Origin of the sequence: Pseudoalteromonas sp. ND6B (assembly GCF_000764215.1) — a bacterium.
GTDB lineage: Bacteria > Pseudomonadota > Gammaproteobacteria > Enterobacterales > Alteromonadaceae > Pseudoalteromonas > Pseudoalteromonas tetraodonis.
The window spans coordinates 89,861-101,341 of record NZ_JQFL01000078.1 but is presented as its reverse complement, the minus strand read 5'-3'; the positions used below and the strand labels follow the sequence as shown (position 1 = coordinate 101,341).

The following is an 11,481-nucleotide window of genomic DNA, read 5'->3' as shown; positions in this document are numbered from 1 at the left end:
ATGCGCTTTTTTGGTGCAATATTTTTAACCACAGTGCAAATTTAATTCTCGTTGCTCTGTGCTTTTGGGAATACTAAATTTAATACTATGCCTAAAACAGCGCATAAGCTCACACCTTCAAGGCTGAACTGGCTGCTACCAATGTGCATACCACCAATACCGCAAATTAAAATAAGCGCCACAATACTTAAATTGCGTGGTTCGCTTAAGTCATCGCCCGATTTAACTAAGGTATTTAAGCCAATAACGGCAATAGAGCCAAATAATAAAATCATTATGCCGCCCATTACAGGGACCGGAATGGTTTGCAAGCCCGCGCCCATTTTAGCCACAAACGCTAAACAAATTGCAATAATGGCAGTCCACATCATCACTTTAGGGTTAAAGTTTTTAGTTAGCATTACCGCACCAGTTACCTCTGAGTAAGTGGTGTTAGGTGGGCCGCCAAATAATGACGCAGCAGACGTGGCTAACCCATCACCAAATAAAGTGCGATGTAGCCCTGGCTTTTTCAAATAGTCTTTTTTTGTAACTTGGCTAATTGCCATCATGTCGCCAATGTGTTCAATAGCAGGCGCAATTGCCACCGGCACCATAAACAAAATGGCTTGCCATTTAAACTCTGGCAGTACAAAGTTAGGCACTGCCAACCACTGTGCATTACTGACTGTTTCAAACTGCACTACACCCATAAATAACGAAAGCGTGTAACCGGCAACAACACCGGCTAAAATTGGGATCAGTTTAAATACCCCTTTGCCCCACACGGCAAACACTAAAGTGACTAGTAATGAGAACATAGAAATAATAATGGCACTGTCGTAGGCAATAATTTGTGTACCACCATCGCCACTTTTACCCATGGCCATATTAACCGCAGCAGGCGCTAAAGCGAGGCCAATTACCATAATGACTGGGCCGACCACAATTGGCGGCAAAATTTTATGTAAGGTTTTTGTGCCTTTAAACTTCACCAATAAACTCAATAGCATATAAGTAAAGCCCGCTGCCATTAAGCCGCCCATAGTGGCGGGTATGCCCCACATTTGCACTGAGGCAATAATAGGTGCAATAAACGCAAATGACGAGGCTAAAAAAATAGGCACTTGGCCTTTAGTGACAAATTGAAACAACAAAGTACCTAAACCTGCGGTAAACAACGCAACACTCGGATCGAGACCCGTTAAAATAGGCACTAATACCAGCGCACCAAACGCTACAAATAGCATTTGGGCACCCGTTAAAATGGTTTTTATTGAAAACGTAGAATTATTTTGCACTGCTAAACCCTAGTAAACCGTACCGAAAATTTTATCACCTGCATCCCCTAATCCCGGGATAATATAGCCTTTTTCATTAAGGTGGCTATCAACTGAGGCAGTAAAAATCTCTACATCTGGGTGAGCGGCTAATGTTTTTTCAACGCCTTCAGGTGCAGCAACCAGTACAATGACTTTAATTTCTTTACAGCCTGCTTTTTTAAGCATATCGATGGTGGCGATCATAGAGCCACCAGTAGCCAGCATAGGATCGATGACTAAGCTCAAACGCTCATCAATATTACCTACTAGCTTTTCAAAATAAGGTACTGGCTCAAGTGTTTCTTCGTTACGCTCTAAACCCACTACACTCACTTTAGCCGCTGGGAGTAATTGCATTACGCCGTCCATCATCCCAAGGCCTGCGCGTAAAATTGGCACAACGGTAATTTTTTTACCTTTAATATGCTCAACTTTAAGTTTATTACCGTCCCAACCTGTAATTTCGTTATCTTCTAATTCTAGGTTTTTAGTGGCTTCGTAAGTTAATAATGTGCCAACTTCTGAACACAACTCTCGAAAACTTTTCGTGCTAATTCCATGCGCGCGCATTAAACCTAACTTATGTTGAACAAGGGGGTGAGAAATAACGTGAATAGCCATAGTAATAAACCTAGTGATAAAAAATTTGACGTATTTTATATTAAAACAGGCCGTTTGACTGTTAATTTTAGCCCTGATTTCATAGTTCGTGCCAAAATATTTAATTTAGCCATAACTGTTCAACTTTTTGTGTTTATGAGTTGTTACTGGCTAACCAATTATTTACCTGGGCTTGCATGTAGCCGTTAATTTTTTTGTGCTCGGGGCTCCACCCAAGTAAAAACCGATAAAAGTCTGCCCACGCCACCGGCCATAAATGAGCCCATTGTGCAATAACGTCATCCGCATTCACTGCTGGTTGGTAGTGACTGAGTGCTTTTTTAAACTTGCTAAAATAATAGTCGAGGTAAGTTTGTGCGTGTTTGTGAAGCTCAGAATCGTCCAAACAACTGGTCATAAAATACATTACATCGACCACTCCAACACCCGCACCCACATATTGAAAGTCGTAACCGCGTATATGCCCTTGGCTATTTGCTGCAAAATTAGCAAGCTTGGCATCACCATGAATTAACGTTTGGTAGTCACATTGCTTTAACGCATTATTTAATTGAGTAGCTGCCTGTTTAATATCGGACTTTTTAGGTAAGTTATTAAATTCATCAGGCCGGGTATCCAAATGCCAATAGCTTCCTTGCTCCCATAAGCCGTCAAACGTTGCATTTAAATGAAAGGCATGAAACTGTGCCAACCACTTTAATATCGCCTTTATATTCTCAGTGGTTGCTTGGGTGTATCCCTGTTTTGAAAAATCTTTAAACACCAAGGCAAATTCATCGCCTTTGTTGATTGCTTTAATGCATTCAATAGCTGCAGCTTGCTTGGGTAGTGCATGACTAAATTGCTGATAAAACGTATATTCAACGTGGTAAGAGTCACGCTTTCTATTAAGCGCAAACGCACTTTGTTTAATTTTAGAATGATTAATGTGATCGGGTACTTTAATCGCTTTAATTACACAGGCTTGCTCATCAAGTTGACACTTCACAATTTGACCACAGCCACTCCAAAGCGAGGTTAGGGTTTCGCCAATAGCTATACGTTCAAAATACGGGGTAAGTAATGGAAGATAAGAAGACATAGCCATATTAGGTTGCTTAATTTTAGTTAGCTTAACATTAGACGGTGTTTTTAATAAAAGGTCTTAGTAAAAAGCTCTGTATAGTTTTACACAAACCTGTATGTAAATACACAATGCTATTTTTTTGAATGGATGGCAAAATTAGTCATACCACAAAAAGCAGCTTGTCATGCGTATTTTGCACAGAACTCTATACAACTCAGCCGTCTACCATTTAAAGTTATAGTGTTTACATTTGTATTTATGGCTTGGAAACCAAATTTTTTTAGTACACGCATTGATGCGGGATTATTTTCCAAAACCAGCGCTTTCAGCTGAGTAATATTAAATTTATTTTGAGCAATATTTTTAAGCTGTGACAAACAAAAACTAGCAGCCCCTTTAGAAGTGAAAGCTTCAGCCACACGATAGCCAACAAACGCTTCATTATTTGAGACGTCCTTAATATTTGCTCGTGCAACTATAATGTTATTTTGAAGTAATACCCCACTATAACCAGTGCCTTCATCCATTTGATTAATTAATAAATCAATGTGCTCGATAACACCTTTTATTGAATAAAACGATTTAGCTCTAGGCTCAATTAGCGTTTCAAACCATTGCTTATTTTCTAATTCAAAATCTAACAGTTGACTAGCATGATATTTAGCCAGTTTTTCAAACACCATATGAACCTCTAATCCTTTTGCCAAATAACAGACTTAAAATTGTTAATTAAATTGATGAGGATGTGTCCACTAGAACGGGGGAAGAACATTGTCCGTTTAATGTTCATGCTAAATACCGTTTGTTACCGATAAGTATTTGCTTTTACCGAAACTGACATAATAAATAGTTAAAAAAAGCAATTTGAATATATTACTACCGAAAGAATTTTTAATAATAATTCCTTTGTCAGTAATAGAGGCTACAGGAAAGGTTTGGCTTGAACACCAATCTATTTTCGCTTGAATATTTTTAGTTGAATCAGGGATGTTTACTGTTTGCGTAACCCCTCTTTTTATAGTGGCAACTTCTACGTCATCCGCAAACAACTTATAGTCTCTCGCCATATCCACAAATTGTTTTGGTCTAAAAACTTGAATATTCATCTAAACTCCATTTAGGTATTTAACGCCCCAAAAAAGGCAATACAATAGCTGGCAAAATTAGAGACGCAGGAACAAAAGCCAACTGTTTTATTCTGCTTAATGTGTTTGTTGACTAAATAAAGCTATTAGCAAGTAACCCTACGCCAAGCCCTAAACCAAATATAGAGAAGTTGCGTAATATATATACTTTTTTTGAGATATCATAAATAGTTTTACCTTTTGTTAATGACTCAACTATATAGTCTTGAGCAATTAAAGAGTTAAGAATTGAAAAACAAAAACAACCTAAAGGAATATAAACCTTTGAGCCAAAGGTAAGTACTTTTAATTGAATAAGTATAACAACAGCACCTATTATTGCTGATGATAGCCATGCATACTGTTTTAACAACTCAAAATGTAACTCTGTTGTAATTGTTTCATTTTGGATTTTATTTTTTTCTACACTTCGAGATTTCTTTATACTATCTTCATTATTTTCGACTTGAACTGATTCTTCCATAATTAAAATAAAACTCCATATTTTGATGAAAACCTAAAGCCCGGATAATGGGCTGATAATTGTTGGCTAAAATGTGTAACGAAGCGAAACTGAGTCAACTGTTAGCAGTTCCGCGCTCAAAGCGCCTGTTATGTGCACTTGTTGACCGTTGCTAAACCTAAATCTATATTTGCAACAATATAGCCATACTCTTTCTTAGTTAACTTTTTAGCCTGATATTGTTGCTTAGCTAATTCGTGAGTCCAAGCCTTTTCACATGGGGCTAATGGAATGGTTGTATCAACCATTAAAAGGTGTTTTTCCTGGATCACACCGCCTTTTTTAACAATGCTTTTAGCGCAAAGGCTTAAAGCATATTCAACAGCAAATTTATCAACACTTGGCATACCTATAAATTCTACATCACAACCAAGTTTCTCATTACCTTTAGCATCAACATAATAAAGCTGGCCTGACGTAGTACAACCAGATATAAATAAGATGATAACGAGTAATAAAATATGTCTGATATTCACTTTGCCTCCTTGTACACATAAACCCACATATAGGGCACAAAAACGTAACAGCAATTTGGTTAAATTATGCAGAGCACCAAACTCAATCGCCGTATAGTTTTGATATCCAACGAGCCTGCGAGTGCATTGATGGTTTTGTTATTTGCCAGACCTTGAATATATTGATAGCAAAGGAAACTTACTTTCACCAAAGTTGATAGTTAACGATAGTGTCTCATCTGCTTTGAATGATTGTAAAAACTCCAATGGCGCAATTCGTTGCCCATCTGCAACGATAGCCATTAGGTGTTTATTAGTTAGACTTCGTCGACCTGATGCCATATTAGTCAAAGTTACTACCGCCCAACGCTCACCAGAATCATTACTCATTAATACAAAGTTATTTACACTAAAATCACTCTGCTCTGGCTGAATGTTTGATTCGTTTGGAAAGGCCAAATCAAAACTATTAGGTACAACTCTATCAATAGAAAGTACCTCTTCACCCGAATGGGCACAAAATGTACAAACCAGCAATATCCAAGACATCCTTTTCAACATAAGTTCTCTCCTAATGGCATAACGCCCTAATATTGGGCAAAAAGTTGTTTGCTAAAATGTTGACGAACGAAAAAGTAGACTGTTTTATATCCCCATTATTGATTTATTTAACTCAGCTAGAAAAAACAGCTAACGTTTTCATCAACGGCGAAAAATAGTAGACTAAAATAAGCGACGCAGGAGCAAAACCAACAGTTTTTTGTCCTGCTTTAATGACTTATTATGTCTTACTTTCTAAAAAGCCTTTCAGAGTAAGTCCTTAAACCACGCCCAAACACACCTTTAAAGGCACCTTTATTGATTAAGTCTTCTCTCTCAACAATATCTATAGGATCTTCAATATTTTCATCCCACTGAGAGAACTCTGAGATTATCATTGCTGAAGTTAATTCGATGTTCTCAGGCCATTCTTGATTAGCGTTATCTGTAAAGTAATTTATGTTTGCCATCTCTCTACGGTCAAGTAGCCTATAAAATGTATGTCGCCAATATTCTTCGACTTCAGCATTTAATAGTTTATAAGTGTCAGTTTTTATTAAGCCTCTAAGCTTATAATACCTTTGAATATGTCTAGCAGCAGTTAGCCAATTTAATCGGTCAGGTTCTGGAACTTGATTTACATTACCTTGAGTTAATACTTCGTATGCCCACTCAAGTGATTGAGTTGCTTGTAGGTTAACCTCTTTATCTTTAGCTATTTTCTTATCTTCATCATTCTTTGCCTTATTGGTTTTAAATGTGAAATAAGCAATAATAATCGATACAAGAGTTAATCCACTGAACAGTGTTCTAAGAGTTTCTAAATTAATTTCCATTTTGCACCAGAGCCTCTGTAAAACATAACGTCCTGTTAAGGTGTGAGCAACGCAATACCGATGCTTCCGCATACCACCTTAAACACTAGACGAAACGCATAGGAAAAATGCCGAGCGTTGCGAATTACTCTTAAACAGATTGTTAGCTGTACCGTTTTAACTGCACCCTAATCTGCCATAAACGTCGCTTTGCTATGAGCATCGGCATCAGCTTGCCCTTGGCAACTTTCACAGTAACCATATTGCTCTTGGTAATACTCGACCAAATCATCGTCATCAAGAATGTTGGTACATTCACGATGATACTCTTCATGTTCGTGGGTATAACCTGAGCACTGGATATCTTCAATTAGATGGCGAATTACATTGTCAAAGTGATACTGTTGATTAGAAGATAAAGCATCATAACCATTACCGATCACAAAGCGGGCAATTCCCATAACTACGCCCTCGTCCGAGCCATTATCTCGAGCTGATTGTTCAAGCACTTCAGGGCTATTCTTTACAATTTCATTTAATGCATTTAGATTCATTTTATTATCCTATTTTTGCTACTAACGTTGAATTTAATACGTATAGCTAACAACTTTATCAAAGGACACTTTCCTCTTTTTATGAGCAATATATGTCCTCTTCATTGTTTTAAATATTAATTACAAATCATGTAACACATTGCCAGCTTTAAGTCAGGCTGTTCTTTTATTAAAATACAGAAAAGAGGAAAACGTCCTCATTTCTTGGCTTTGAAAGAAAGCACCAAAATGCCACGTGTTGCGAATCTGCTTAAATTGTTTGTTATGTTCGAAGTTTAACGGCTGTGCCAAACACTAATATTTCTGATGCCCCATCAGTAACTGAGCTAGTTGTAAATCGTATTCCTACTATTGCATCGGCATTTAACTTTTTTGCATCTTCTATTAATCGTTCTACCGCTACATTTCGAGCTTCCATCAACATCTCGGTATAGCCTTTGAGTTCGCCGCCCACAATCCCTTTTAAACCAGCCATGATATCTCGACCAACATGTTTAGACTGAACCATGTTACCATTAACGATACCCAATACAGCTTCGATTTCCTTGCCAGGCACAGTTTCCGTTGTCGTATAAATCATAATTTTTCCCTAAAAGATAACAGCTCATTAAACACCACTTTGGGAGTTATAACCCTCAAAACAGCGTATATTATATACGCTCAATAATTCCACTAAACAACTCTAATGTAAACAAGTAATTACGTAACTTATTTACCACCCATTGTTAAAATACACTAAAACAACGTTTAATAATGTTCTGTACCATTAAATTAGCCGCCATTAGTTATGGGCTTAAATTACACCCATAAAAAAGCCCCGCTTGATGTTACTCAAGCAGGACTCCACACTAATTTTGTATCAATAAAAGCGCCTAAACTGCAGGCGCTTTGCATTATTGAATTTTATTGGTTAACCACGCTTTTAAGCGGATTAACTGGCTGTGCGTTGTCGTCTAGGATGTTCATATCGAAGTCGAACTCGTCAACACGAATCGCTTTTTCACGTTTTTTGTTGTAATCACTTAACTGAACAAATTCAGCGTCGTTAATTACTTCTGCAGCAAGTGCATTTTCAAGCGTGATTGAAAAACGCGTACCCGGTTTAAAGGTTTTAGCACGTAGCGCTTTTTTCACTTTTGCTAATAACTCAAGTGATGCCATTTTAGCTTTGTAAGCTTGCTCGTTGATGTGATGACCATCACCTTCAATTGGCTTAACTAAATGGGTAATTTGCGCTTTAAATGCTGTATCAAGCTGAGCTTGTTTCGCTAATTCACGAATTAAATCATCGCTGATTTTTGGCATTTTAGTTGAGTAGTTCATAGTAATGAAACGAATGAACTTACGAGTACCACTTGCAGGGAAGTTATCTAGGAACTTGTGCAATGCTTCTTCAGCACTTTGTAATGCAAAACGAGTCGCATAATGGAAGTAAGGAGCCGCTTGCTCGCGCTCACTACTTGCTACTTTTTGCTCGTAATACTTAATAGATGCCATAGCTGCATATAAGAAGCTCATTACATCGCCTAAGCGTGCTGAAAGCATTTCAGCTTGCTTTAACTTACCGCCTAGTACTAGTAACGAGAAGTCAGCATACACAGCTAATTTAGCTGATAGTTTATGTACTGCTTTTTCGTAGTCACGTACTTCTGGTAGTGCTGAGTTTGCACCAGCAGTAAACGGTAATACACCTAAACGGAATGCACGTAAGCTATTTGCTGTGCTGTAGCCAATCGTCTTACGTAAAATACCGTTAAATTCTGCATCTGCGTTTTTGTCATCGCTGTGGATAGACTCAACCATAGATTGTAAGTATGGGTGACAACGCATAACACCTTGACCAAAGATCATCAGGTTACGAGTAAGAATGTTTGCGCCCTCTACCGTAATGGCAATTGGCTGCGCTACATAACCACTCGCTAATGTATTTTGTGGACCGTTTTGAATCGCTTTACCTGCTTGAATATCCATTGCTGAATCAAGTACATCACGACCAAGCTCTGTCATATGGTATTTAGCAATTGCAGTCACTACAGATGGTTTTAAGCCCATGCCTAAACCTTCAGTTGTCAATACTCGCATTGCTTCTTGTAGGTATGTTTTACCTGCAATGTCAGCTAGCTTTTCTTGAATACCTTCAAATTGACCAATTGATAAACCAAACTGTTCACGCACTGCTGCGTACTCAGAAGCTGATTTAAATGCAACTTGTGCTGTACTTACACCTAATGCTGGTAATGAAATACCACGACCTGCGCCTAAACAGCTAACTAGCATTTGCCAACCGCGACCGATGTTTTTCTGACCACCGATAATAAAGTCCATTGGTACAAATACTTTGTTACCACGTGTAGTACCGTTGTAAAAACGGATACCCATAGGATCATGACGGTTACCAAGCTCTACGCCTGGGTGCTCTTTTGGAATAAGTGCACAGGTAATACCTAGATTTTCTTTACCGCCTAGTAAACCATCAGGGTCAACCACTTTGAACGCTAAACCAAGTACGGTCGCAATTGGTGCTAGTGTAATGTAGCGTTTGTCCCACGTAATTTCTAAACCAAGAACTTCTTCGCCTTTGTACATACCTTTAGTTACGGTACCTACATCTGGGATACCGCCTGCATCAGAGCCTGCTTCTGGGCTTGTTAATGCAAAACATGGAATGTCTGTACCATTTGCAAGACGTGGTAAGTAGTGTGCCTGTTGCTCCTCTGTACCAAAGTGAAGAAGTAACTCACCCGGGCCTAACGAGTTTGGTACCATTACGGTTACCGCAACCGCTGAGCTTTTAGTAGCAATTGTACCTACAATTGTTGAGTTAGCGTATGGGCTGAACTCTAAACCGCCAAACGATTTAGGGATGATCAGCGAGAAGAAACGCTCTTTTTTCAAAAACTCTAAAATGTCGTTTGGTAAATGAATACCATTTTGAATGACTGAATCGTCAATCATGCCAAGTAATTCTTGTACTGGGCCATCTAAGAACGCTTGCTCGTCTGCGGTTAATTTAGCCGCAGGTACGTCGCGTAGCGCGCTGAAATCTGGTTTACCTCGATAGATAGACCCTTCTAGCCATACATCGCCAGCGTCTAGCGCTTCTTGCTCAGTAACTGAAATGCTTGGTAATACTTTTTTTAATTTTGTACGTAAACTCATAACGAACTCATCCGACCAGATAAATAATACCTACATTACGTCATAAAAATCGCTTTAGATCAATTACTCTATTCAATTAATTAACAGTTTTTGCAATTTATTTTCTTTACCTGAACGTAAACTGTTGAAATAGAAAGCCTTACACTTGTACGCTGAAAATTTATTTTTTTGTTAAAAAATTAATAATTCAGACCACTAAGGCAATCAATGGGGATTTTAGAAGAACCTAAAAACAAAAAACGCAGCTTAAAATTAAGCTGCGTTTTTTAAAAGCGAGAGATTAAATCGAGTCTAACTTATTTTAACTACCTGTTTGCCAGTAAAACCACCTGCTAACTGGTTATTTAATGCAGCCGAAACAGCGTTTGCATTAAAATCAACAGCTAAAACTTCTGGAGGAATTATCTCGCCATTTGCTACCGTTTCAAGCAACAAATTGCCCATAAAACTCATCCGCTGCTGCGCACATAAGCTGTTAGCTAGCCACGCACCTCCTAAGGAGACAATACTAATATTAGGCGCACGCCGATACATTAGCTGCTGTTCAAAGTTAGGGAGTGGATTTAAACAAGCAATACGACCACAAAAACGCATTAGTTCGATATTTTGAATGGTCGATTCCCCCCCCATAATATCAATAACAGCGTCAAACCCTTGTGGACCTAACTCTCGACGAATTTTGTCACATAAGGCTTTATCGTTGTAATCAAAGACCACATCGGCGCCGAGTTGCTTAACTAACTTATGATTGCGCTTAGAGGCGGTGGTAAATACATCTGCACCGCGCTGCTTGGCAAACTGAATAGCAAATTGCCCTACAGCGCCAGCGCCACCTTCAACAAAAAGTGTATCGCCCTCAGTTACTGATAGTTTATCTAAGCTGATCAATGCCGCCATTCCGGCGCAGGGTAAAGTTGCAGCTTTGTCACTGGCTAATTGCTTGGGAATAATAGACACCGCATAATTAGGCACTTTTGCGTATTCGCTCAGTACCCCTTGCTCACCTACGCTGGCGTGCCACATAACACGCTCCCCTACCCCCGGAAAAATACCTTTACCCGCTTTAACCACTGTCCCCACTGCATCCAAGCCTAAAACATGCGGGTATTGCCACGTACAAAAGCCAGACTTGGCAAATTGTGCATCCACCGGGTTTAAACCAACGTACTCTACTTTTACTAATAGCTCATTCCCTGTGCACTGAGGCACAGGTAACTGAGTATCCGATAAGTTAATATCCTCATTAGGCTCGTTTAACACAATAGAGCGCATGAATGTAGGAATAGTATTTGGGTTTGTATCTGCAGTATTAGGCATCAAAAA

The 11,481-nt window shown here is 38.8% G+C and carries 13 protein-coding genes; all 13 read right to left on the bottom strand.

Annotated elements, in window-relative coordinates:
• Window positions 1-41: 41 nt before the first annotated feature.
• The 13 genes from ND6B_RS02435 to ND6B_RS02495 all read right to left on the bottom strand — a co-directional run bounded on the left by ND6B_RS02435 (window position 42) and on the right by ND6B_RS02495 (window position 11,475).
• Window positions 42-1,280, bottom strand: coding sequence for a uracil-xanthine permease family protein (locus tag ND6B_RS02435; protein ID WP_028834749.1), 1,239 nt, complete (start codon window positions 1,278-1,280; stop codon window positions 42-44).
• Between the two features lie 9 nt (window positions 1,281-1,289).
• Window positions 1,290-1,922: a uracil phosphoribosyltransferase gene (gene upp, locus ND6B_RS02440; protein ID WP_008115315.1), complete on the bottom strand. Its 633-nt coding sequence runs from the start codon at window positions 1,920-1,922 to the stop codon at window positions 1,290-1,292.
• A gap of 133 nt (window positions 1,923-2,055) precedes the next feature.
• A complete protein-coding gene (locus ND6B_RS02445; RefSeq protein WP_033104233.1) occupies window positions 2,056-3,003 on the bottom strand; it encodes an oxidoreductase family protein in 948 nt (315 codons plus the stop codon).
• Window positions 3,004-3,170: 167 nt separating this feature from the next.
• A complete protein-coding gene (locus ND6B_RS02450) occupies window positions 3,171-3,695 on the bottom strand; it encodes a GNAT family N-acetyltransferase (protein WP_235420574.1) in 525 nt (174 codons plus the stop codon).
• Window positions 3,696-3,779: 84 nt separating this feature from the next.
• The gene (locus ND6B_RS02455; protein WP_016899706.1) at window positions 3,780-4,094 is read right to left on the bottom strand and encodes a hypothetical protein; all 315 of its coding nucleotides are present in this window, start codon (window positions 4,092-4,094) and stop codon (window positions 3,780-3,782) included.
• Window positions 4,095-4,206: 112 nt separating this feature from the next.
• Window positions 4,207-4,596: a hypothetical protein gene (locus ND6B_RS02460; RefSeq protein ID WP_033104177.1), complete on the bottom strand. Its 390-nt coding sequence runs from the start codon at window positions 4,594-4,596 to the stop codon at window positions 4,207-4,209.
• Window positions 4,597-4,724: 128 nt separating this feature from the next.
• On the bottom strand, window positions 4,725-5,111 hold the full coding sequence (locus ND6B_RS02465; protein ID WP_033104176.1) for a hypothetical protein: 387 nt from the start codon (window positions 5,109-5,111) through the stop codon (window positions 4,725-4,727).
• Window positions 5,112-5,249: 138 nt separating this feature from the next.
• Window positions 5,250-5,651 carry a hypothetical protein gene (locus ND6B_RS02470; protein WP_033104175.1) on the bottom strand — a complete coding sequence of 134 codons (402 nt, stop codon included), beginning with the start codon at window positions 5,649-5,651 and terminating at the stop codon, window positions 5,250-5,252.
• A 227-nt stretch (window positions 5,652-5,878) separates the two neighbouring features.
• Window positions 5,879-6,466: a hypothetical protein gene (locus ND6B_RS02475; protein ID WP_033104174.1), complete on the bottom strand. Its 588-nt coding sequence runs from the start codon at window positions 6,464-6,466 to the stop codon at window positions 5,879-5,881.
• A gap of 167 nt (window positions 6,467-6,633) precedes the next feature.
• Complete coding sequence (locus ND6B_RS02480) at window positions 6,634-6,999, bottom strand: hypothetical protein (protein WP_033104173.1); 366 nt, start codon at window positions 6,997-6,999, stop codon at window positions 6,634-6,636.
• A 262-nt stretch (window positions 7,000-7,261) separates the two neighbouring features.
• Window positions 7,262-7,579, bottom strand: coding sequence for a heavy metal-binding domain-containing protein (locus ND6B_RS02485; protein ID WP_008112402.1), 318 nt, complete (start codon window positions 7,577-7,579; stop codon window positions 7,262-7,264).
• Window positions 7,580-7,902: 323 nt separating this feature from the next.
• Window positions 7,903-10,158: an acyl-CoA dehydrogenase gene (locus ND6B_RS02490; RefSeq protein ID WP_033104172.1), complete on the bottom strand. Its 2,256-nt coding sequence runs from the start codon at window positions 10,156-10,158 to the stop codon at window positions 7,903-7,905.
• Window positions 10,159-10,449: 291 nt separating this feature from the next.
• Entirely contained in the window at window positions 10,450-11,475 is a 1,026-nt protein-coding gene (locus ND6B_RS02495; protein WP_033104171.1) for a zinc-binding dehydrogenase, read from the bottom strand.
• Window positions 11,476-11,481: the final 6 nt, after the last annotated feature.

Coding starts and splice junctions, on each gene's coding strand:
- ND6B_RS02460 (WP_033104177.1), bottom strand. CDS start 4,596: ATGGAAGAATCAGTTCAAGTCGAAAATAATGAAGATAGTATAAAGAAA.
- upp (WP_008115315.1), bottom strand. CDS start 1,922: ATGGCTATTCACGTTATTTCTCACCCCCTTGTTCAACATAAGTTAGGT.
- ND6B_RS02455 (WP_016899706.1), bottom strand. CDS start 4,094: ATGAATATTCAAGTTTTTAGACCAAAACAATTTGTGGATATGGCGAGA.
- ND6B_RS02485 (WP_008112402.1), bottom strand. CDS start 7,579: ATGATTTATACGACAACGGAAACTGTGCCTGGCAAGGAAATCGAAGCT.
- ND6B_RS02480 (WP_033104173.1), bottom strand. CDS start 6,999: ATGAATCTAAATGCATTAAATGAAATTGTAAAGAATAGCCCTGAAGTG.
- ND6B_RS02490 (WP_033104172.1), bottom strand. CDS start 10,158: ATGAGTTTACGTACAAAATTAAAAAAAGTATTACCAAGCATTTCAGTT.
- ND6B_RS02495 (WP_033104171.1), bottom strand. CDS start 11,475: ATGCCTAATACTGCAGATACAAACCCAAATACTATTCCTACATTCATG.
- ND6B_RS02475 (WP_033104174.1), bottom strand. CDS start 6,466: ATGGAAATTAATTTAGAAACTCTTAGAACACTGTTCAGTGGATTAACT.
- ND6B_RS02470 (WP_033104175.1), bottom strand. CDS start 5,651: ATGTTGAAAAGGATGTCTTGGATATTGCTGGTTTGTACATTTTGTGCC.
- ND6B_RS02445 (WP_033104233.1), bottom strand. CDS start 3,003: ATGTCTTCTTATCTTCCATTACTTACCCCGTATTTTGAACGTATAGCT.